Below are 25,552 nucleotides of genomic sequence, written 5' to 3' on the forward strand. Positions count from 1 at the left end.
TCGGTAGGCTATTGACCCTTTCATTGAATTCCTTACAACTCTCTCCATATACACACATATAACAATAGTCCTATTGATGGTGAAAGCACTCGACATTACGTCGAGTGCTTTTTTGCGTTATTACATGAATTTTGTATACATGACAAAAATCATTGATAACCTATCAATATATTTTGTATAATCATGTTACTATATTCTATAGAATTTAAAGAAGAGATGAAGAATATAACGAAGGATGAAGGATATAAGGGAAATCAAGAATATAGGAAAATCAAGAATATAAGGAAGATGAAGAATATAAGGAAGATGAAGAATATAAGGCAAATCAAGCCTATAAGTAAGATGAAGAACGAGAGGAGAATAGTGATGTCACATTATATAGATTTAAATAGCGATTTAGGTGAAAGCTTTGGCAATTACACATTGGGCATGGATAGTGAGGTATTAAACCATGTTACTAGTGCTAATGTGGCTTGTGGTTGGCATGCCGGCGATCCTCTCATTATGGAGGCCACCGTTAAGATGTGCAAAGAGAAGGGCGTAGCCGTAGGGGCTCATCCAGGATATCCTGATTTGATGGGCTTTGGGCGCCGAAAGATGGCGGTCAGCCCTGACGAGGCACGGGCCTATATGGTGTACCAACTCGGTGCATTGCAAGCATTTTGTAATCAATACGATGTTGAGTTACAGCATATGAAATTACACGGTGCCTTTTACAATATGGCGTGTGTAACGCCGAATTTAGCCGATGCGGTGCTAGATGGTTTGCAAGCGGTGAATCCAAAGGTTCGAGCCATGGTGCTTAGCGGTAGTTATATAGCCAAAGAAGCAGAGCGACGAGGTATTCCAGTGATACAAGAGGTCTTTGCAGACCGCGGGTATACAGAAGAAGGCACATTGGTACCTCGTACGGAAGAGGGGGCTTTCATAAAGGACCCACAAGAGGCTTTGGAACGAGTGCTCATGATGGTGCAAGAAGGCAAGGTCGTAACGAATACGGGCAAAACAATCGATATTGTGGCCGATTCCGTATGTGTCCATGGCGATAATCCAAAAGCAATAGCTTTCACAAACTATATTCGTGAAGGCCTTACTAAGGCGGGCGTCATGGTAGCGAATTTCCAAAATCGATAGTTCAAAATTGATTGAGTAAGAATAGTAAGTATTAGAATAGATAAAAGGAGTCAGTATGAAACCGATTACAGGTAAAGCGAGTTTATCTGTCCTATTAGGGGCAGCATTTTTGATGGCCACGTCGTCCATCGGGCCAGGATTTATGTTACAAACGGCGGCGTTCACAGGCCAGTTACAGGCGGATTTTGCGTTCGCCATCGTGGTGTCCGTTATTTTCTCCATCATTGCACAGCTCAATGTGTGGACTATTATCGGCGTATCCCAAATGCGGGGCCAAGACATTGCGAATAAGGTATTGCCAGGGCTTGGCTATGCAGTGGCGTTCTTGATCTCCCTTGGAGGCCTTGCGTTTAACATCGGCAATATTGGCGGTGCATCTATGGGCCTTAATATCGTATTTGGCATCGATACAACAACGGCGGCTGCTATCAGTGGTATCTTGGGGATTTTATTGTTTGCATCCCCTAAAATGGGCGGCGTCCTCGATAATACGGCGAAGGTATTGGGCACAGTCATGCTTGTCCTCATCGGTTATGTAGCGTTTTCTACGAACCCTCCTGTAGCAGAGGCTGCAACCCATGCCATCGTGCCAACCAATTATCCTTGGCTCGCTACGATTACCCTTATCGGCGGTACCGTAGGTGGGTACATTACATTCTCCGGCGGTCATCGCTTGATTGATGCGGGCATTACAGGCCGTGAACATTTAAAGGATGTATGTCGCGCTGCCTTCATGGGTATGTCCGTAGACGCCATTGTTCGTATATTGTTATTCTTAGCCGTACTCGGCGTAGTATCCATGGGCTTTGCATTAGATCCAAAGGATCCAGCAGGTTCTGCGTTCTTACTCGGCGCTGGTGAAATCGGTCATAAATTATTCGGTATCGTGTTCTTCTGTGCCGCGTTGACATCTGTTGTAGGCGCTGCCTATACATCGGTATCTTTCCTTAAAACCTTGTTCAAGGTGGTGGAACGGTATGAAAAATTGACCATCATGGCATTCATCTTCGTGTCCACATGCATTCTTATCTTTATCGGCAAACCGGCTACGCTGTTAATCGTGGCAGGCTCTGTGAATGGTTTGATCTTGCCTGTTACTTTGGCTGTTATGTTATTGGCAACGCGTAAGACGAATATCGTAGGGGACTATAAACACAATCCGATTCTATTCTATACTGGTTGGATTGTCGTGCTTGTGACTGCCTATATCGGCGTTACATCCTTGCAAGGTATTGCGAAATTATTAGGTTAGGGGGCACATATGAATCCCACAATTTCTCCGGTTGGGGATAGTGCTATCTCCATCGAATTCGGTCAAGTCATTGACCCTAAGATTAATCAGCGTATCCGTCAGACCGTGGCGGGTATTGAAAGTCTCCATTTAGAGGGGATTATTGAGATGGTGCCTACTTATTGTGCGCTTCTCATTCAGTATGATGCATTGCGCTATACCTATGCTGAACTGTGCCACATTCTTGAACCTATCTGTACGCAGCCTGTCAGGGCTGATGAAAGTGAACTTCTAACGGTCGTAGAAATACCGACCGTCTATGGTGGTGAATTCGGTCCAGACCTTGGATTTGTAGCCTCTCATAATCACCTAACAGAGGCCGACGTGGTGAGCATCCACAGTGGTACGGACTATCTCGTGTATATGATGGGCTTTATTCCGGGCTTTACCTATTTGGGTGGCATGGATCCGCGCATTGCTACACCTCGTTTATCTTCGCCGCGCACCCATATTCCAGCAGGTTCTGTAGGCATTGCGGGCGAGCAGACAGGTACCTATCCATCGGATTCCCCTGGGGGTTGGCAAATTATTGGACGTACACCTGTGTCCATGTACAATGAGTGTCGAGAACAGGCGGCTCTTCTCAAGGCCGGCGATTATGTGCGCTATGTTCCTATTGATGAAGGTGCGTTCCACTGTATTAAGAAATTGGGCTCCTCGTTTAAGCCCGTTGTGCATCATGTAAAGGCAGGTGACCTCCGTGGCGGTAAGTGAATATAAGAATGCGTCCTTTGAGGTGGTTGCGCCTGGTATGATGACCACCGTGCAAGACGGTGGGCGCGTAGGCTTTCAACAATATGGCATGCCCGTGGCCGGTCCTATGGATGGTGAAAGCTACTATATCGGCCAAGCCCTCGTAGGGAATACGAAGCCCGTAGGGGCTTTGGAGTGTACCGTGCTCAGCCCAACGCTAAAGGTGAAAGGCACATGCATTGTTGCTTTCACAGGTGCTGACATGAGGCCTACCATTAATAATGTGGAGGTGCCGCGGTACATTCCTTTTGTTTGTCATGACGGCGATGTCATCTCTGGCAGCTTTAGCCAATGTGGGGTGCGCATGTATATTTCCTTCGCCGGTGGCATCGATGTGCCCGAAATCAATGGTAGCGTAGCGACACATACAAAGGCGAATATTGGCGGATTTGAAGGACGTCCTCTAGTAGCTGGCGATGAAGTACGTTTAAAGGACTGCATGCGTGATACTATCATCTGCGACTATACTAGAGAATCAAATCATTTATTTAATACGGTTCTATTTAATCGGGGCGGCCGTGAATGCCACGAACCGCTACGGGTTGTACTGTGCTCGCAAGCGAAGTACTTTACAGAAACAGGGATTCGCAATTTTAGCAACGAACTCTATACATTGACCATTCAATGCGATCGCATGGGCTTTAGGCTAGATGGAGCACCTGTTGAACACATCGACGGTGCCGATATCATATCTGATGGCGCTGTGTTTGGATCTATTCAAGTTCCATCTGATGGCAATCCAATCATTCTCATGGCGGATCGACAAACAACGGGTGGCTATACTAAAATCGGTACCGTTATTACGGCAGATCTGCCTAGACTGAGCCAGTTGCCTATTGGGGATGGAATTAATTTTAATATCATATCTATAGAAACAGCGCAAGAGATATACCGAATGTATATGAAATGCTTGAATAAGCGTATTATATTAGCTAATAATCAAAGTACTTATGTGTTTAAATTAAATAATGTAATATAAAAGGAACGTCTAAAGAAATTATTTCTTTAGACGTTCCTTTTTTCATAAATTTGTTCTTGTATGACTGAAAAAGTACTTTATAAAAATTTAATAAAAATAATTTTGTAAAGATGATAGAGCTTTTAGTATGCAGTTATATAAAGAGTTGTATTTACATTTTTGGAGATTTATTAATTATATTTATATAGAAAAATAAATTGTGAGTTTAGATTCATTTTTCTTCCTAAATATGGTGTAAAATTTACGCAACTATTAATTGTATTTTAATATACATCTTTATAAAATATTATAATTGCTATATTTGCAATGCCTATTCAAAAATGAAATATTAGTGAAAAGGGGTTGCTAGTATATCGAAAAATTTGGCATACTTACCATATCGAAAAAACTTGAATTGAAATTACTTATTATATAGAAGTTTGAGAGATATATAGTAGTTTAAAGGAGAAAATGAATGAACAAGATTTTTAAAGTAGTTTGGAACAAATCTAAAAATTGCTACGTAGTAGTATCTGAATTAGCTAAGAACAATAGTGGTAAAAAGAAAGTTGTTGTGGCTGCTGTGTTTGCGGCATTGGCTATGACAAATGGTAATGTGGCATTGGCGGTAAATGATGTGCCTGCTAACTCTGCTGGTGCATCTGTAGCTTATGGTAACGGTGCTACTGTTACAGGTGCCAATGCAGTTGGTTTAGGTAAAAGTGCTACTGTTACAGGTGCCAATGCAGTCGGTTTAGGTAGCGGTGCTAGTGTTACAGGTGCCAATGCAGTCGGTTTAGGTATCGGTGCTAGTGTTACAGGTGCTAATGCAGTCGGTTTAGGTAGCAGTGCTAGTGTTACAGGTCCTAATGCAGTCGGTTTAGGTAGCAATGCTAGTGTTACAGGTGTAAATGCAGTTGGTTTAGGTACAAATGTAAAAGCTTCTAATAGTGATGTTGTTGCAATTGGTACTGCTGCAAAAACAGAAACTGCTGGTGGTGGGATTGCTATTGGTCAAAATGCTTATTCAAAAGGTCTATATGGTAATACACCAAGTGTTGCTGTAGGTAAAAATTCCATAGCAAATGGTGGTACTGCGATTGCTATTGGTACTAGTGCGACGGTAAACGAAGTTGGTACTTCATTTTCACAAGGTATTGCCATTGGTGGTGGTGCATTACCGGGGCAAGGGGCTACCGTTATAGGTGACCAAAGTATAGCTATTGGTGGTAATACTAAAGCCATTGGTCACTCATCTATTGTTATTGGCGGTGACGATGCTGATAGAATGACGTCTACTAGAGCAGTTTATACTGATATTAATACAGGGAGAGCTAAAGTTGGGACCGTTTCTGATGCTGTTAAAGATTTAACAGGATATGAAATTAAGTGGCGTGATTATAATAATGCTACAGCAGACCATATCGGTATCACAGTGGGTACTAAAGGGCAATCTGGTAATGCTGGTATTGCTATTGGTACGGGCGCTGACTCTAAAAATCGTATCGCTGGTTCTCTAAATGGTGTAAATACAAGTGCTGCAGATAATGATTCTGTAACAAATGCCATCGCTATTGGTACAGGTGCTAAGGCAAATCGAGATAACTCTGTTGCCTTAGGTGGTGGTTCTACTACAGATAAAGCTGGTACAAAACAATCTAGCTATACATTGCCAAATGGTATTACAGCAACATGGGCTGGTGGTGACAAAACACTAGAAGGTGATATTGTTTCCTTCGGTGCTGCAGGTTATGAACGTCAGTTGAAAAACGTAGCACCTGGTGAAGTAAGCTCCACATCTACGGATGCCATCAATGGTTCTCAGTTGGCTGCTATCGTGGATCAAATTGCTTATAAATATGTATCTATTAAATCTACAGATACACCAAACCAAGACAATACTGGCGCTCAAGCAAATAACTCTATCGCCATTGGCCCAAATGCGTCTACAACTGCAGCTGCAGAAAAATCTGTAGTTATTGGTGATGGTGCTAGTGCAACAACAGCTGAAGGTGTAGCTATTGGTTCTAAATCTGTTGCTAGTACTGCAGCAGGTGTAGCAGGTTATAATGCTAATACTGGTCGTACTGATACATATGCTAGCTTAACTGGTACAACTCTAACATCTACATTAGGCGGTGTTGCAGTAGGTACAACAGATCAAACTCGTCAAATCAACTATGTTGCTGCTGGTACAGCTGATACAGATGCTGTTAACGTGGCGCAATTGAAAAGCGTTAACCTTGCTTTCACAGGTGACACTGGTAGTGGCGATGTGAATTTAGCAAATAGCAAGTTAGCTGTAAATGGCGATAATACATACATTGAAACTACAGCTAATGGTAAGAAAATTACAATTGCTGGTAAAAAGCAAGACATTACTGTAACAAATGGTACAGCTACAGGCACAGCTGGTATGGCTGACTCCGCTAATGTAGCTGACGCTATTAATAATGCGATTGATCAAAATAAATATACTTGGGATCTTTCTGCTAATGGTGAAGCAACACCAGTAACAGTGGAAAAAGGTAATAAAGTAGATTTCTCTGGTGATGATAACATTACTGTTGCAAGAAATGATAAAAATATTTCTGTAGCTTTGAAGAAAGATCTTACTGGCTTGAACAGTGCATCTTTCAATAATGCTGCAGGCAATCCAACTGTAAAAATTGATGGCAACACAGGCATCAATGCAGGCGACATGAAGGTTACTAATGTAGCAGATGGTGTAGCTGCTAAAGATGCTGTCAATGTTTCTCAATTGAAGAAAACAGACGATAAAGCAGAAGCTAATAAAACTGCAATTGCTCGTAAAATCTCCTTAGGTGGCAACACTGGTTCTACTGGAGAAAAATCCTTGAGCACAGGCAATGTAAAATTCAATGTTAAAGGTGACAATGGTCTTACAACTGTAGCAAGTGGTGACGATGTAACTGTTAAACTTGATGCTGATACTAAAGACAAAATCGATAATGCTGCTGATAAAAACTTGAGCAATTTAAATCCAGCTGGTGAACAAAAGGTTAAAGATTTAGCAGCATGGAAAGTAGTTGCTAATAGTGGTACTGCTGAAAATGTTAAAGGTGGAGACACTGTTAAGTTCATCGATGGTAATAACATCGAAATTACGCAAGCTGGTAAAGACTTTACAATTGCCACAAAGAAAAATGTAACATTTGATAATATTACAGCTACGCAAGCAATTACAGCTCCAACTGTGAACGCTACAACAGGTGTAGTGACACCTCAAGTAACAGGCTTAACTAATAGAGACTGGACTCCAGGTCAAACAACACCTGAACCTGGTCGTGCGGCTACAGAAGATCAATTGAAAAAAGTTGATAATCAAGTAGATGCAAATAAAACAGCAATTACTAAAAATGCTGGTGATATTGCAACAAATAAAACAAATATCGATAAAAATACAACAGCTATTGCGCGTAAGATTTTCTTGAATGGTAATACTGGTACTACAACTAAGAAATCCTTAAGCAGTGATGATGTAGACTTTACTATTAAAGGTGAAGATGGTATTACTACAACAGCTTCTGGTAATGATGTAACAGTTAAACTTGATACAGCTACTAAAAATAAAATTGATAACGCTGCTGACAAAAATTTGAGTAATTTGACTCCAGATGGTGAGAAAAAGATTAAAGATTTAGCGGCTTGGAAGGTTGTTGCTAACAATGGTACTGCTGAAGATGTTAAAGGTGGCGACACTGTTAAGTACATCAATGGTGATAACATTGTTATTACGCAATCTGGTAAAGACTTCACATTTGCGACTAAGTCAAATGTAACATTTGATTCTGTTACTGCAAATCAAACAGTTACAGCACCAACAGTGAAAGCTACAACAGGTGTAGAAACTCCTCAAGTAACAGGCTTGACTAATAAAACTTGGGATCCAAATAATATTACGTCTGGTCGTGCAGCTACTGAAGATCAATTGAAAGCTGTTGATGATCAAGTTCAAACAAATAAAGACAATATCACTCAAAATACTGGTGATATTGCAACAAATAAAACAAATATTGCTAAAAATGCCGGTGATATTGCTAAAAATGCTGGCGATATTGCTGATAACAAGCAAAAAATCGCAGATAATACAACAGCTATCAATAAAAATGCCGGCGATATTGCTACAAATAAAACTAATATTGACCAAAATACAAAAGCTATTGCTCGTAAAATCTCCTTAGGCAGTGATGATGGCGATACAGATGAAAAATCTTTGAGCACAGGTGATGTGAAGTTCAATATTAAAGGTGAAAATGGCATTACTACTGCAGCTAATGGCGTAGATGTAACTGTTAAATTGGACGATGCTACAAAAGATAAAATCGATAATGCAGCAAACCGTGATTTGAGCAACTTGAATCCAGCTGGTGAACAACAAGTTAAAGATTTAGCAGCTTGGAAGGTAGTAGCTAATAATGGTACTGCTGAAAAGGTTCAAGGTGGCGATACAGTTAAATTCATCGATGGTGATAATGTTTCCATTAGACAAAATGGTAAAGAGTTCACTGTTGCCACAAAGAAAGATGTAACATTCGATAATGTAACAGCAAACCAAAAAATTACAGCTCCTGAAGTGAGTGGTTTGACTAATACTACTTGGGTACCAGGCCAAACAACACCTGTATCTGGTCGTGCTGCAACTGAAAATCAATTGAAAGCAGTTGATGATCAAGTAACAGCAAATAAAGCTAATATCACTAAGAATGCTGATGCTATTAAAGTTAACAAAGATAATATTGCAGCAAATAAAGAACAAATTGATAAAAACACAACAGCTATCGCTCGTAAGATTTACTTAGGCAGTGATAATGGCGATACAGATAAAAAATCCTTGAGCACAGGTGATGTGAAATTCAATATTAAAGGTGCAAATGGCATTACAACTGAAGCTAATGGTGACGATGTAACTGTTAAATTAGACGATGATACTACAAATAAAATCAACAATGCAGCAAATACTGATTTGAGCAATTTAACAGATGCTGGTAAACAACAAGTTAAAGATTTATCTGCATGGAATGTAGTGGCTAACAATGGTACTGCTGAAAAGGTTGAAGGTGGTAACACAGTTAAGTTCATCGATGGTGATAACATCTCCATTACTCAAAATGGTAAAGATTTCACTGTTGCGACTAAGAAAGATGTAACATTCGATACTGTAACTGCAAATCAAACAATTACAGCACCTAAAGTAAAAGCAACTGATGGTGTAGAAACACCAGAGGTAACAGGCTTAACTAATACAACATGGAATCCTGGTGTAACACAACCAGTATCTGGCCGTGCTGCAACAGAAGATCAATTAAAAGCAGTTGATGATCAAGTAGCAGCAAATAAAGCTAACATTACTAAAAATGCTGGTGATATTGCAGCAAACAAAGCTCAAATTGATAAAAACACAGAAGCTATCGGTCGTAAGATTTCCTTAGGTGGTAACACTGGTTCTACTGAGGAAAAATCCTTGAGCACAGGCAATGTTAAATTCAACATTAAAGGCGAAAACGGTTTAACAACTGAAGCTAATGGTGAAGATGTAACTGTTAAGATCGATGATGCAACAAAAGCGAAAATCGATAATGCAGCAAATCAAGACTTGAGCAACTTAACAGATGCTGGTAAAAAACAAGTTAAAGATCTATCTGCATGGAACGTAACTGCAGCTGGCGGTACTGTTGAAAAAGTACAAGGTGGCGATACTGTTAAATTCCAAGCAGGTGATAACCTTGAAGTTAAACAAGACGGAACTACTTTCACATATAGCCTAGCTAAAGATGTGAAAGGTCTTAACAGTGTAACTGTAGGTGATGAAAATGGTCCATCCACTAAAATCACTCCTGCTGGTACAACTGTAAAAGATGCAGCTGGTAACTCTACAACAGTTAATGGCGCAGGTATGACTATTACCCCTGCAAACTCTGCAGCTAGTCCTGTATCCCTTACTGTGGATGGCTTGAACAATGGTGGTAACCAAATTCATGGTGTAGCACCTGGTACAGCAGATACAGATGCAGTAAACGTTAGCCAATTGAAAGGTGCACAAGCAGGTTTACAAGAGGCTATTAACCGTGTAGGTGTTGAAACACAACGTGTAGGTGCTCATGCAGCAGCTATGGCAGCGTTGAAACCAATTCAATACGATCCATTGGAACCAACACAAATTATGGCTGGTATTGGTAACTACCGTGGTGAAACAGCTGGTGCAATCGGTCTTGCACATTACAAAACTGAAGACACTATGTTCAACATAGGTGTTACTCTTGGTTCTAGCCACAATATGATCAATGCTGGTGTAACTCATAAATTTGGTGGCAGCCGTGATAGAAAAGATGCGATTCCAGAACGTTATAAAGCTGGCCCTATCAGCTCTATCTACGTAATGCAAGATGAAGTGAGTCACTTGCGTTCCCAAAATGAAGAGTACAAATCCAAGCTTGAACAACAACAATCTGAAATTGATGCATTGAAAGCAGCAGTTAACCAATTGTTGGCAAATAAAGCATAATCATAGTGTACATATAGTTAGAACTATGTATATCTTGTGAATGGATATGTAAAATTAGAAAGAGTCTCCCTCGAAAGAGGGGGCTCTTTTTAGTATAAGAACAAAAATATTTTATTAAAGCTGTATCTGAAAGATAAAATAGTTTTAAAATTATAGTTTGATAATTAATAAAATGTTAAATTGAAGCGAATATCATGTATAAATTATGTATATTTTGTAAAAATGGAACATTTTTATGATACAGTTTTTTGCTTTTGACATTCTCAGTTGATGACATAAAAATACAAAAATACATGCAATTTATTAAGGTGAATTATAAATGAATTATGATAATAATGCGTATTTAGACGTGTTTTATGCGTAATTGAGATAATAGTAAATATCCAAAAAATAAACTTTTAAATTGAGAAAATTAGATGAATTATGGTAAAATTGAAAATAGGTTTTTATAAATGTAAAGCTATGTAGCTTTCATTATTTCCAGACTGAGAGAAGTATGGAACATAAAATTCATATAGTTGAGGGTTAGTATTTTAGAAGAGGAAAACATATGAATAAAATATTTAAAGTAATTTGGTCTAAGTCCAAACAGTGCTATGTCGTAGTATCTGAAATGGCAAAAAATAAAACAGGGAAAAAGAAAATTGTAGTAGCGAGTATATTAGCTGCTTTAGCGATGCAAACTGCAGGCGTAACTGATGTTGCAGCAGCACCGGCACCAATAACGGATAAACCATCTGCATCACTTGCAAATGGTATTGTAGATAGTGGTAAAACTAATGGACTAGCTATTGGTAATGCGGCGAATTCTGGTAGTCACCAATCTATTGCAATTGGCTATCAAAGTGAAGCAACAGCTCCAGAAGTGGCACCAGCTGCTTTACCTGCTACAGCAGTAGGGGCTGGTGCCCATGCAACAGGTAAATCTACGGTTGCACTAGGTTTAGCTGCTTATGCTACAGCTGATAGTGCTACGGCATTAGGTTCTAAGACTAGTGCTACTGGTGATAGATCTGTAGCAGTTGGCATTAATGCTGCAGCTACAGCTGATAGTGCTACAGCGTTAGGTTCTAAGACTAGTGCCACTGGTGATAAGTCTATAGCCGTTGGTGTTAGTGCTAAAGCTACAGGTAGATATGCGAGTGCTTTAGGTGCTGATGCTAGTGCTGTTGGTAATGCTACAGCGTTAGGGGCTAACTCCCTTGCTTCCGTAGATGCAGCTGTAGCAGTCGGTACTGGCTCTAAGGCTACAGGTAACTATGCAAGTGCACTGGGCGCAGATGCCACTGCATCTGATAATGATTCTACTGCATTTGGTCATGGTACTGTTGCATCTGGTGCATCTTCTACGGCGTTGGGCTCAAGGGCAAAGGCTGGTGGCACTGCTGGTGTTGGTATCGGTATGTCCGCCAATGCGACTAAAGATTATGGTATTGCTATTGGGGGCGAAAGTTCTTCAACTGGAAATAGCAGTATTGCTATTGGTAAAAAAAGTTCAGTGACAGGGGACAATGGTATTGCTATCGGTGTTTCTACTACCTCAAAAGGTGCCAATGGTGTTGCTGTGGGTACTAATGGAACTAAGGCTGATTTAGGCGGTGTCGCAGTTGGTCAAGCTGCTCAGTCGATTGCATTTAACAGTGTTGCTACTGGTATGAATGTAACTGCTAAAGGTGCTAACTCTGTGGCGTTAGGTGCTAGTGCTACAGCTAATGATGATGGAACTATTGCCATTGGTTCTTATGGACCTACTCCAACGACTGCTACAGGTAATAAAGCTCTTGCAATCGGCTCCGCAACGACAGCTAATGGTTTAGAATCAATTGCCATAGGTAGTCGCGTTAACTCCACATCTCAACATTCTATAGCTATCGGGACTGCCTCTAATGCAAGTGCAGTTAAATCCGTTGCTATTGGTCCTGATTCTAGAGCTACCGTTGATGGTGGTGTTGCCTTAGGACGTGATTCCGTTGCCGATGTAGCTGGAGGTGTTAAAGGTTATAATCCTAATACAAACCGTACAGATATTTATTCCGGTTTAAATAGCAATGTGCTTACCAGCACAAATGGTGCTGTTTCTATTGGTAATGGTAGTACTGTAACACGTCAACTTACAGGCCTTGCAGCGGGTACAAAAGATACAGATGCAGTTAACGTAGCTCAATTAAAGAGTGTGAACCTTGCATTTTCTGGCAATGTGAATACTGGCAATGTAAATATTGCAAATAGTACATTAGGCCTTAAGGGGGATAACACATATATTACAACGGCTGCTAACGGTCAAAACCTTACAATTTCAGGTAAAACACAAAATATTAATGTCACAAATGGTCAAGCTTCTGCAAATGCGGCAGGTATGGCGGACTCTAAAAATGTAGCAGATGCTATTAATAAAGCTATTTCTGCCAATGCATATAGCTGGAAAGTAGCTGCGGATAGGGATCCTAGTGCTCCTGAAGTAATCAATAAATCAGATACTGTGATTTTTGGCGGAGATAATAATCTTACAGTAACTCGTAATGGCAAAAAAATTACTACTTCTTTGAATAAGGCGATTACAGTAGATACTGTGAAAGCTAATCAATCCGTTACAGTTTCTTATGGTGGTAATCAAATTACTCTAGATGGTTCAAACGGGGCTGTTTCTGGTAGATCTTTTACAGGTCAATCTTTTACAGCTGGCAATAATGTGTTAAGTAATACAACACTACAAATGGGTTCACCTACGGGTCCTAAAAATGTAACCATTACTGGTGATGGTTTAACTGCGAAAAATGGTACAAGAACTGTTAAGTTTGGTACCGACTCTATTAGTGCAGGGGGGCAACAAATTACCAATGTTTCTAGCGGCGGTAATGTAGGTACTAATGCGGCTAATATTACAGACCTTAAAAATGCTATCTATGGTGTAGATCTTAATCTTTCAGATGGTAGCCATAATGGTAAGGTTAAATTAGAAACTCAAAAATTAACCGTTTCTGGTGCCAATGGTGTTAGAACCTATGTAAATGGACAAACTCTAACAGTCGGTTTAGATAACAACACTGTGAATGCTACAACGAAAGGCATTGGTTTAACAGGTGATTCTGGCACTACAGGCCTAAAATATTTAAAAGATGGCGATGCAACATTCAAAGTATATGGCGATAGTAATTTAGTTACTACAAAGGCCTCTACTACAGGTGTTCAAGTATCTGTTGATCCAGCTAAGGTTAAGGATTTAGCTGTAACTGCTGTAACGGTAAGTAAAGCTACACCAGCAGATAATCCTATTACTGTAACACCAACAGCAGGTACTAATTTTAAAGATTATGCTATTGGTATCGATACTACTAAGCTAGCTAATCAAACACAATTAACATACAAAGCTAATGGTGCTAATACAAATAAAGTATCCCTTGCAAATGGTTTAAACTTTATAGATGGTACTTTTACAAAAGCTACGGTAGGTATAAATGGCAATGTAACTATTTCTACTGCCACTGAAACGATTACTAATGATGCTGATGGTAAAGCTAAAGTAAATAGCCCTACAGATGGTTTAGCGACTGCTAAAAATGTAGCGGATTCTATCAATAAAGCTGTAGATGGCCTATCTCAAAATCTTACTGTTTCTGATGGTGGTACAGACGGTACTGTAAATCTTAAGAATCAAAAACTTACTGTTTCCGGTACAAATGGTGTAACTACAACTGTAAATGGCCAAACTGTTACAGTAGGTCTTGATGCAGCTACAAAAACTAAAGTAGATAATGCTTCTACAGCAATAGCTCGTAACATCTCTCTTGGTGCAGATAGCGGTACAGTATCTAGCCAATCTTTGAAAGATAACGACGTAGCATTCAACGTGAAAGGTGCTACAGGTGACTTAGTATCTACGAAGATGAATGGCGACACTGTTGAAATTTCCACTAAGCGTGCAGCTATTACTAGCGATGCCAATACAGGTGCAGCATCTGTAACAGGTGATGATGGTTTAGCAACATCTAAAAATGTAGCCGATGCTATCAATAAAGCCGCTGATGCAGCTAAAGCTGGTGCGGCATGGAATCTTACAACAAATTCCAGCACAACAGATAAAACATCTGTACAAGGTGGGGATACAGTAGATCTTATCAATGGCGACAATATCTTGATTACTCAAGATGGTACAGATAAAAAGAAAATTACTGTAGCCACAAAGAAAGATCTTACCGTAGATTCTATTACTGCTGGCAACACAGTAATCAATACATCTAGCTTAACAAATGGTACGACTGCAATTACAGGTACTGGTATTACAACAGATAAAGTAACTGTAGGCGGCATCTCTATTGATAAAACTGATGGTATCAACGCAGGCAATAAAACAATCACTAATGTTGCAAGTGGTGGTACAACTGATACTAATGCAGCCAATATTGGTGATGTTAAGCAAGCCGTTGCTAACTTGTCCCAAAACCTAAATATTACAGATGGTACTAATAATGGGACTATTGATCTTAAAAACCAAAAACTTAATGTAGCTGGTGCTAATGGTGTAAAAGCTACTGTAAATGGTCAAACGATTACAGTTGGTTTAGATACAGACACTAAAACTAAAGTAGATAATTCTTCTGATGCAGTAGTTCGTAATATTTCTCTTGGTGCCGATAGTGGCACAGCATCTAGCCAATCCTTAAAAGATGGCGATGTAGCGTTTAATGTAAAAGGTGTGACTGGTGATTTCATTTCTACGAAGATGAATGGCGACACTGTAGAAGTTTCCACAAAACGTTCTACTATTAACAGTGACGCTGCAGGTACTGCCTCTGTTACAGGTGATGATGGCTTAGCAACTGCTAAGAACGTGGCTGATGCGATTAATAAAGCGGCTACTACAGCAAGAGCAGGTGCAGCGTGGAATCTATCTGCTAATGGTGGTACACCGACTACTGTAGCCGGTGGAGATACTGTTAACTTTACTGGTGACGATAATATTACAGTTACTCAAACTGGTAAAAAAATCGCTACTACATTAAACAAAGATCTTAAGAAAATGAACACTATTTCCTTTGAAGATGGTCTAGGTGAAACAATCAAGTTTGATGCTGCAGATTCTAGCGGTACATTTACATCTTCGGGTGGCGGTGCTTATACCAAAATTAATCGTGAGGGTTTAAGCATTAATAATGGCGAAACTGGTGCTAATGGAGTTGAAACGTTTCTTGGATCAGACATTTTGTATCTTCGTAGTGGTTCTGATGCTAATAATCTTACATCTCGTGAACTTGCTTTCAACGATGCGAATGGAAATGAATCTATTCATAATGCACAAGGACTAATTGCCGAATCTGCAGGAGGAGCTAAAACAATCCAATTTACTCTTGATGAAATCAAGGCTGGTGGCAACAAAATTAAAGAGGTTGCAGAAGGTACTGATGATACTGATGCAGTAAATGTAAAACAGTTAAAAGATACTGTAGCAAGCCAAACGTTGACATACCGTGCTAATAGCGCAGCTGATGCAGATGCTAAGTCTGTTAAATTATCTAAAGGCTTAGACTTTGTAGATGGCACGATGACAAAGGCCACTGTAGATAATGATGGCAAGGTAACATTTGATATTAATGATGATACTAAGACTAAGATCAATGATTCTGCAGCGGCTGTGAGCCGTAAAGTGTCCCTTGGCGCGGATAGTGGTAATGTATCTAGCCAATCCTTAAAAGATGGGGATGTAGCATTTAATGTAAAAGGTGCTACAGGTGATTTCATTTCTACGAAGATGAATGGCGATACTGTAGAGGTATCTACAAAACGTGCTACTATCGATAGTAATGCCACTACTGGTGCAGCATCTGTCACAGGCGATGATGGCTTAGCAACAGCTAAAAATGTAGCAGATGCTATTAACAAGGCAGCTAAAGCAAGCACTGATGCAATTAACTTGAAATTTGCTGGCGATACAAATACTTCTGCCGGTGTAGTCAACCTTAAAGACGATACATTGGGTATCAAAGGCGACGGTAAATATGTAACAACTGATGCAGATGGTAAGAACTTGACTGTAAAAGTATCTGAAGCAGAGGTTAAGAAATCTGCTGTCAGTGCAGTTACAGTAAGTACTGATACAACTGATGCGGATAATCCGTTGACTGTTACAGGTACACCAAGTGCAGATGGCACAACTAAGGATTACAAGGTAACGATTGATGGTACTAAGGTTGCAACTAAGACTAAATTGTCTTACAAAGCAAATGATGGTACTGCTAAACAAGTATCCTTAGCTGATGGCTTGAACTTTAAAGATGGTACATTAACATCTGCTACTATTGATGATGCAGGCGTTGTTAAATATGACGTAAAAACAGCGGCTATTACAGCTGGCACAGATGGTACTGTTACAGCTCCTGCTACAGATGGCGTGGCAACAGCTAAGAATGTAGCTGATGCAATTAATGCAGCTAAAAAAGCATCTAAAACAGAAATCACTGCTAATGATGATGAAGCGGCTAATACAACAACAGGTAATGTAAAATTAACATCTACAACGGCTGCAGATGGTCATACAATTTACAATGTAAAACTTAATGATACATTGACATTTGGTTCTGGCGCTAATGCCATTGTTATTGATGGCACAACTGGTAAAGCTACTATTGGTAGTGCAGCTATTGATGGTGTTAATAATACAATTACAACTGGTGGTAATAAGGCGGTAACGTTAGATGGTACTACTGGTACTATTACAGGCAAAGCAGCGAATATCGGTGGTGTCACTGTAGATGGTACAAATAACCATGTAACAGGTCTCGCTAATACGACTTGGGATGGCAATGCTGTTTCTGGCCGTGCTGCTACAGAGGATCAATTGAAAGCAGTAGCTGATGCTGCGGCTAACCAAACATGGCAAATTACAGCAGACAAAGATGCTGCTACATCTGGTAAACAAACTGGTACTAAGACAGATGCCAAAGTAGGTAAAGACGCAAAGGTTACGATGATTGCAGGTGAAAACATCACAATCAACCAAAATGAGCGTGACTTCACATATTCCTTGAATAAAGACCTTGTGAATATGAACTCTGCAAGCTTCAACGGTACGGGTAATAACACAACTGTTATCAATGGTGATTCCATTACACAAACTGCAGGTACGCAAACGAATACATCTACTGCAGCTGGTAATACAGTAACAGATGGTGCTAAGTCTACCGCAACAACAGCTGATGGTACTAAGATTACTGATGGTACAAAAACAAATACTTCCACAGCGGATAGCACAGTTATCGATGATGGCAATGGTAATAAAACAGCTCTTACTAAAGACGGTGTAACAATTACTGCAGCTGGTAAGGATCCTGTATCCTTAACTAAAGATGGCCTCGATAATGGGGGCAATAAAATTTCTAAGATTGCAGATGGTACAGATGACACAGATGCTGTCAATGTACGTCAATTAGAGGCTAAGTCTAAGGCGTCTAAAACAGAATTGACTGCTAATGGTGGTGAAAGTGCTGGTAGTACTACAGGCAATATTGTATTGACTAAGACTACTGCCGCTGATGGACATATCATTTATGACAATAAATTAAATGATACCGTTACATTGGGCACAGATCCAACTAAGGCAGTAACTGTAGATGGTACAACTGGTACGATTAAAGCTGGTGATAGTGCTAATGCAGTTGCTATCGATGGCAAGAATGGTTCTGTAAAAGCGGGCGATAAGATTGCTCTTGATGGTAAGGATGGGAAGGCTACAATTGGTACTGTAGGTATCGATGGTAAAGATGGCATCATTACTACTGGTGGTAATAATCCTGTTGCTGTAAATGGCAAAGATGGTGTTGTTACAGGTTTGACTAATAAAACTTGGAATTCAAATAATATTGCGTCTGGCCGTGCAGCTACTGAAGATCAAGTAAAATCTGCCGTTGAAAATGCAGGCTGGAATGCAACTGTTGGTACAGAAGGTTCAGGTGTTAATAGCACACCAACAGCGACTGCTGAAAAAGTAAAAACTGATGAAACAGTTACTTTCAAAGCGGGCAATAATATGATGGTTAGCCAAGCTGGTAAAACGATTAGTTATGCAGTAAATCCAGAGCTCAAGGATATGAAGTCTGCTACATTTAAAGATGCAGCAGGTAACACGACTGTAACAGATGGTAATGGCATAACAATTACACCTGGTAGTGCAAACCCTAATAATCCTAATGCAGGCCCTATTTCCTTGACTAAGGATGGTCTCAATAATGGTAATAACCAACTTAAAGGCATTGCCCCTGGTACAGATGATACTGATGCAGTTAATGTAAGTCAGTTGAAAGCATCTAATGCAAGAATTGGTGATGCTATTGGTCAAGTAGCGGGCGAGGTACAACGCGTAGGTGCTCATGCAGCAGCCATGGCAGCGTTGAAACCAATCCAATACGATCCATTGGAACCAACTCAAGTGATGGCTGGCGTAGGTAATTATCGTGGTGAAACAGCAGCTGCCTTAGGTCTTGCACATTATACAAACGAAGATACAATGTTCAATGTTGGCGTATCTCTCGGTGCAAACCGTAACATGGTGAATGCTGGGGTAACTCATAAATTTGGTTCTAGCCCAGAAAAGAAAAATATTCCTGACCGTTACAAAGCAGGTCCTATTAGCTCTGTGTATGTAATGCAAGATGAAGTATCTAGTCTTAAAAAGGAAAATGCGGAACAAAAATATGTTATCGCTGATCAAGCAGCTCGTCTGACTACGTTAGAAGCTGAGAACGAACAACAACGTCGTGAATTGGCAGAAACGAAGAAGGGCTTAGATGATTTGAAAGCAGCGGTGGATAAATTGTTGGCATCCAAAGGCTAAGTAATAAAAATTGATAATAGAAATCAAATTGTAAAGATACAATAATCTTGGAATAAAATAAAGAACCCTCTTAACTACGATACTTATACCCTGTTGGGTATAAAACGTATGCAAGAGGGTTCTTTGCATTTTTGATATAAGTTATTATTTAAATTGCATAACATATGAATGACTTCTCATATGTTATATGATATAATACGGTAATATTATGGGAAGTTTAATGTAATCTCTATGGGTTTATTATGGGGAGTCATTATGTTAACATCATTACAACGCTGGTTCTCAGTAGATACCATATTACCGATGAAGGATCGACTGGGACCGGTAGATACTACAAAAAACTTATATAATAAATACTTAAAAATTGCATGGCCTGCGACCTTGCAAGGGCTCATGATGCAGCTGATGACTGCCATCGATTTAGCCATGGTAGGCTCGTTGGGGGCCTCTGCACTGGCCTCTGTAGGTATCATGGGACAACCAGAAATGGTTATGCTTGTCATCTGCCGGGCCTTATCGATTGCAGTAACCGCAATTATTGCCCGCCGTCATGGTGAAGGTGATGTAGATGGTATGAATGCAGTGCTCAAGCAATCGATTCTACTGAACTTTTTAATCTACATTCCATTGCTCGCTATATGCTTATTTAATTTAGAGCATATTTTGCGATTTACAGGGGCAGAGGATGGCTATATTGAAACCGCTGTTTGGTATGGTCGATTCATTGTCATGAGCCTTGTATTTCAGTCCTTTAGCCAAATTGTAGGGGGCGCTCTCATCGGCTATGGTAATACAAAGGTTATCTTCAAATCTAATGTGGTGGGGAATGTCTTAAATACGATTATGAATTTCTTCTTGATCTATGGTATTGCCTTTTTTCCAGAATTTGGTGTTATGGGGGCTGGTATTTCGACGCTCATCAGTAGTGCCGTTATCGCAGCATTGCTATTGCGCGCTATCTCACAACATACCAAAACTGGACTTACCTTATTGCATCCGTCAAAATGGCGCTTTGAGCGTTCCGTACTTCATACGATATTTCACGTAGGAGGCAGCTCCTTAGGGGAACAGTTCTTTGAACGTTTTGGTATGTATACATATACCATGATTGTTGCTTCCCTTGGTGCCGTACCATTGGCTGCCCATTATGTGTGTATGAACTTGATGGATATATTCTATTATTTTGCCATGGGCCTTGGATTCGCCGGCGCCTCTCATACGGGTCAAAACCTAGGACATAAACGACCGGATTTAGCGAAGGCTTTTGGTCGTATCGGCGCTCGTATGGGGCTCTTTGTAGGGCTCATTAGTGGTCTTATATTTATTAGTGCAGGTCATTTGTTGGTACAAGCCTATACTCGTGAAAGCGAGGTTGTCACACTGGCTACCGCATTGATGGGCATTATGGCTATCGCTGCCTTTCCTCAAGCACTACAGCAGGTCTTTGCAGGTGTGTTGAAAGGGGCCGGCGATACCTTTTATATCATGAAATATTCATTAATAAGCGTTGCTGTTATTCGCCCAATCATTACCTATGTGCTATGTATTACATTAGGTCTAGGCCTATATGGGGCATGGATTTCTCTATGCTTAGATCAATCGTTACGGCTTGTTTGTGCCTACATACGTTTTATAGGTGGTTCATGGCAGCATAAGGTGGTATAGGTACATTGAAACTTTTAAAATAGTTTATGAAAGTTTTATGAAAAACTTCTTGCCTAGTAATTAAGAATGGTATACAATACAGATGTGGAATAAATGACACGTTGGGGAACGTGTTGTTTGTAAAAATCATCAATTTCACGTATATATGTAAGGGATATATATATGAATATAAAGAGGCATCGGCCAGTAATGGTCGATGCCTCTTTTATATGCGTGTGCACATGACTAAGCCCCCAGATAAACAGGGGGCTTGTAGTATGTTTATGAGATTAATTATAGATTATTACATTCTAGCCATGCGGCCATAGCTTTTTTGCCTGCTGCTGGTAGGGACTCGGAGAATACTCGTGCATCTTTGCGGATTCTAGGAATATCAATGCCCGCATTACATAGCTCTGCACAGTGGCCCACAAGCCAGCTTTCAATAACGGTCGGATCTGCCTCTAGGTGAAATTGCAATCCTAAAATATGATTGCCAATCGAAAAGGCTTGGTTAGGACAGAGGTCTGTTTCAGCAAGGCGAACGGCACCTTCTGGAATGTCAAATTCATCGCCATGCCAGTGTAGAACAGGTGTATTGCCTAAGAGGGCTAGTGGTGTATGTTGCCCTTCAGCAGTAAAACGCAATGGTCCAAAGCCGATTTCCTTTTTGCCATGGCTCATAGGGCCCACATGGCCGCCCATGATGCGGGAAATAAGTTGCGCTCCAAGACAGATGCCGAGTAATGGTTTTTTACTATCGATGCGGTCCTTTATAAACTTGATTTCATCGGTTAAAAAAGGATAGATTTCTTCGTCGTATGCACCAATAGGTGCCCCACAGACGATAACAAGATCTGCCTTACTTGCATCGTACTGATTAAAGTCAGCAAGGGGGGCTTCAATATATTCTAAGGTAAAGCCGCGTTCTATTAATAAAGGTTCTAAAATACCTGCGTTTTCAAAGTGGATATGACGTACTACATAGGCTGTTTTACTCATGGTTCCTCCTTATAACTATGTACAACTATCTAGTGCTAGTATATCATATTCTATAGAATTTTATGTGAGCTTTCACACAAAGTAAAGCAAGTGGGAAGAGTCATGTTTACTTTCATACAATTATATCGAATAATATCGTTGGCATGACCGAAAATTTGTATATATTCATAAGGTTTTCATTAGAATATTGATTTTTTTCGAAGTGTTGTGTACAATAGAATTATCGTTAAAAAAGCCCTTATGTGTGTAAGGGTGATTAATGGAGGGAATAATACAATGAATAAAAAATTAGTAGCATTATTGGCTGTAGCTACAATGGGTATTTCTGTTGTAGGTGCTACACCACAAACACAATTCACAAAAGGTGAAACTCAAGTTGATCTTGGCGCAGCTAGCGTTGAAACTAAAGCAGATGGTTTTAAAGCTGCTTACAAATGGAACTTTGATGGCGATATTACTCATGCATTGCGCGACAAAACTGCTATCCAATACGGTTACCATGGTTTGAATTCCAAACATGTTGATTCCAACATGCAAGAAGTAAACTTGATTCAAACATTGAGCAAAAACTTTGCATTGTATGGTGGTTGGGGTCGCATTCATAGCGATGCTATCAAACATACAAACAACATCGCACAAGTTGGTATCATTGGTAAAGCTGCTTTAGGTTCTAAAGTAGACGTATACGGCAAAGCTGGTATCGGTACAAAAGAAACTACAACTTGGGAAGCAGGTTTAGGTTACAAAGCAACTGATGATCTTGATATCAATGCTGGTTACCGTTATGTAAATACAAAAGCAACTGATAACCATAACGTATCCTTCCAAGGTCCTGTAGTTGGTTTGTCCTACCGTTTCGGTGGCTCTGAAAAAGTTGAACCAATCGCTGTAACTCCTGCACCAGCTCCAGCTCCTGTAGTTGAACACACTGCAGCTCCTGTACAAAAACCAGCTAAAGCTGATTACTATGTACAATCCATCTATTTCGATTCTGACCAAGACGTTCCTCGTGCAGACCAAGGTGCTAACCTACAAGCTGCATTGAACGCTGCTAACCAATACAAAAACGACCAAGTAAAATTGTTGGGTAATGCAGATACTGATGCTAACCCTCAATACAACATTGGCTTGTCCGAACGCCGTGTACAAGATGTTGCACAATACTTGGTAAACAATGGTGTAGATGCTAACCGCTTGATCGGTATCGCTAATGGTGATGCTAAACCTGTTGCAACTAATGCAACTGCAAACGGCAAAGCTGAAAACCGTCGTGTAGACGTTTTCATTCACCGTTAATTTGAGCTCTCTCAATTTAATCTAAATACATACAAGTCCATCTTTTCGTCTCTCTGTATATTTTGAGTGCGATAAGATGGACTTTTGTGTTATACTAAATCTATTAGAAATACTACTGTACATATGTAAGCTGATCGATGTCATATAGCTTTCATTTACATTGTGTACAATACTTACCATGTGTTTAGTAAAAGTGAGTTATTAGTATGGAAAAATTTAAATATTATAAGGAGCTTATCGGTGCGATAATCCTGGCAGGACTCATGATATTGGTGGCCTTGCGCATTAGCGATATAGCATCGGGCATCGACGCCTTGATAACGGCTTTTGTACCGCTTATCGTAGGTGCCTGCATGGCCTTTGTCCTCGATATTCTCGTCGTCCGCTATGAACGTTGGTTATGGCCTCGTATCATATCGGGTTGGCGGTATAAGATTAGGCGTCCGTTGAGCATTATCCTATCCTTTGTGACGATTAGTCTCATCGTGTACTTTATTGCTCGTATGGCTGTGCCGCAGTTAGTGCATTCTATTACACTTATTGTGTCCGCAGCACCGCAGCTATATCTAGACTTTCAACAATGGATTTACCATTTAAGTGATACCATTCCATTGGCCTCGAATCCTACGGTATTAAATACCTTGAATGGTGAAAGTGTAGTTAACTACACGCGTGAATGGGGGACCAAAGGTGGCACCTATGTGGTGAATACGATGGGCACTATTCTTTCGTGGACCGTAAATATTGCGTTAGGTCTTATCTTTGCCATTTATATGCTACTCGATAAGGAACGCCTTATGTCGCAAGGCAAGCGTATTTTGAAAGCCTATGCATCTGATACGTGGGTCAATCGTGTCACCTATGTGGTCAGAGTTGCTGTTCAAACATTTAGTAGTTTCTTTGTGGGACAGTTTATCGATGCCGTGATCTTAGGTATCATGGTGGGCGTTACATTATGGATTTGTAATATCTCCTATGCTACGACCATTGCTTGTGTTATCGGCCTTACGGGGTTAATTCCATTGGTTGGTATATACATAGGCGGTGTAATGGGCGCTGTTATATTGCTTACTATCAGTCCTATGGATGCATTAATTTACGTCATTATTTTAGAGGTTTTGCATCAAATTGAAAGCAATGTGATTTACCCGAAAATCGTAGGTAATTCTGTAGGGTTGCCTGGCTTATGGGTCTTTGCAGCTGTTATCATAGGTGGTAGCTTGATGGGCGTTACAGGCATGATTATAGGCGTGCCATTAGTAGCAACCTGTTACAAATTATTGATGACTGATGTTGAAGAACGATTAGCCTCTAACGAAGGTTTATAAAGTTTAGTCACATTGGATATCTCCTTTTGAGCCTGATGGCTCTATATGAAATGTAAAGTTGAATAGATTACATACAAGTTTGTAGAATCCGATTACTATTGGGAGGATTATAATGAATAAAAAATTACTATCTTTGGTTATGACTGGCGTGTTGGCCGTTGGTGTTTTTTCCGTAGCCACACCGTATGAAGCACAAGCGCGTAAGACTAAACCAGAAACAAGCACAGATATTACGATTAAACGTGCACCTGGTCAATCTGTGGTTATGACAATGAGCGAAATTGGTACGATTTTCCAAAATCGTTTCCCTAATGCAGCGTTGCACTCTGTAGAATTGAATTCCAATGATTTGGCCTATGCTTATAAAGTAACTGGATATAGTAAATATCACGAATACAAAATGAAGATTGATATCATCACTGGCAATCAATCCGATATGAGCGAAGGTGGCAAACCTAAACGCGTTATTGGTGAAATCTTCAACAAAGATAAGGTTATCGAACCATCTCAAGCGGAAGCAGCTGCTAAAGCACAATTAGGTGCAGATGCCGTTATGAAGGGCTGGAAGGTTGAAGCTCACAATGGTAAAGTTAATTACTATGTAACAATGCATCAAAATGGTAAGAAAACAGTAGTGACTGTTGATGGTAATACAGGTGCTTACATTGAACAAAGTAAAGCAACAAAATTACCTCCAGAACCAGATCAAGGTTTTGACAAACGCCGTACGAACCTCGTATGGGGCCATGACATCGTTATGGATAAAAAATAATATACAACAAGCCTCACCAACTCA

Annotated in this window: 11 protein-coding genes; 10 read left to right on the forward strand and 1 reads right to left on the reverse strand. The window is 40.1% G+C overall.

Features of this window, described 5'->3' with window-relative positions; translation table 11 throughout:
• Positions 1 to 366: 366 nt before the first annotated feature.
• The 7 genes from VIHSUH07_RS00750 (at position 367) to VIHSUH07_RS00780 (ending at position 21,151) form a co-directional block, all read left to right on the forward strand.
• A complete protein-coding gene (locus tag VIHSUH07_RS00750) occupies positions 367 to 1,134 on the forward strand; it encodes a LamB/YcsF family protein (RefSeq protein WP_105083540.1) in 768 nt (255 codons plus the stop codon).
• Between the two features lie 55 nt (positions 1,135 to 1,189).
• Entirely contained in the window at positions 1,190 to 2,386 is a 1,197-nt protein-coding gene (locus VIHSUH07_RS00755) for an NRAMP family divalent metal transporter (protein ID WP_105083541.1), read from the forward strand.
• A gap of 9 nt (positions 2,387 to 2,395) precedes the next feature.
• On the forward strand, positions 2,396 to 3,139 hold the full coding sequence (pxpB, locus tag VIHSUH07_RS00760; protein ID WP_105083542.1) for a 5-oxoprolinase subunit PxpB: 744 nt from the start codon (positions 2,396 to 2,398) through the stop codon (positions 3,137 to 3,139).
• Complete coding sequence (locus VIHSUH07_RS00765; protein WP_105083543.1) at positions 3,126 to 4,157, forward strand: biotin-dependent carboxyltransferase family protein; 1,032 nt, start codon at positions 3,126 to 3,128, stop codon at positions 4,155 to 4,157. Before pxpB ends, VIHSUH07_RS00765 begins: the two co-directional genes overlap by 14 nt.
• A gap of 454 nt (positions 4,158 to 4,611) precedes the next feature.
• On the forward strand, positions 4,612 to 10,662 hold the full coding sequence (locus tag VIHSUH07_RS00770) for an ESPR-type extended signal peptide-containing protein (RefSeq protein WP_105083544.1): 6,051 nt from the start codon (positions 4,612 to 4,614) through the stop codon (positions 10,660 to 10,662).
• A gap of 550 nt (positions 10,663 to 11,212) precedes the next feature.
• Positions 11,213 to 19,486: an ESPR-type extended signal peptide-containing protein gene (locus tag VIHSUH07_RS00775; protein WP_105083545.1), complete on the forward strand. Its 8,274-nt coding sequence runs from the start codon at positions 11,213 to 11,215 to the stop codon at positions 19,484 to 19,486.
• Between the two features lie 255 nt (positions 19,487 to 19,741).
• On the forward strand, positions 19,742 to 21,151 hold the full coding sequence (locus VIHSUH07_RS00780; RefSeq protein ID WP_105083546.1) for an MATE family efflux transporter: 1,410 nt from the start codon (positions 19,742 to 19,744) through the stop codon (positions 21,149 to 21,151).
• A 273-nt stretch (positions 21,152 to 21,424) separates the two neighbouring features.
• Here the strand turns inward: VIHSUH07_RS00780 and VIHSUH07_RS00785 are convergent, their stop codons facing one another.
• On the reverse strand, positions 21,425 to 22,132 hold the full coding sequence (locus tag VIHSUH07_RS00785; RefSeq protein WP_016475907.1) for a glutamine amidotransferase: 708 nt from the start codon (positions 22,130 to 22,132) through the stop codon (positions 21,425 to 21,427).
• A 276-nt stretch (positions 22,133 to 22,408) separates the two neighbouring features.
• Here VIHSUH07_RS00785 and VIHSUH07_RS00790 point away from each other — a divergent pair, with 276 nt between their 5' ends.
• From VIHSUH07_RS00790 to VIHSUH07_RS00800, 3 genes are all read left to right on the forward strand, one after another.
• Complete coding sequence (locus tag VIHSUH07_RS00790) at positions 22,409 to 23,428, forward strand: OmpA family protein (RefSeq protein WP_105083547.1); 1,020 nt, start codon at positions 22,409 to 22,411, stop codon at positions 23,426 to 23,428.
• 206 nt (positions 23,429 to 23,634) lie between these two features.
• Positions 23,635 to 24,756 (forward strand): AI-2E family transporter, encoded by a 1,122-nt coding sequence (locus tag VIHSUH07_RS00795; protein ID WP_105083548.1) that lies wholly within the window; start codon positions 23,635 to 23,637, stop codon positions 24,754 to 24,756.
• Between the two features lie 112 nt (positions 24,757 to 24,868).
• Entirely contained in the window at positions 24,869 to 25,528 is a 660-nt protein-coding gene (locus VIHSUH07_RS00800; protein ID WP_005377261.1) for a PepSY domain-containing protein, read from the forward strand.
• The last annotated feature ends 24 nt before the right edge of the window (positions 25,529 to 25,552 follow it).

Origin of the sequence: Veillonella sp. T34266-5 (assembly GCF_002959815.1) — a bacterium.
Classification (GTDB): Bacteria; Bacillota; Negativicutes; order Veillonellales; family Veillonellaceae; genus Veillonella; species Veillonella atypica.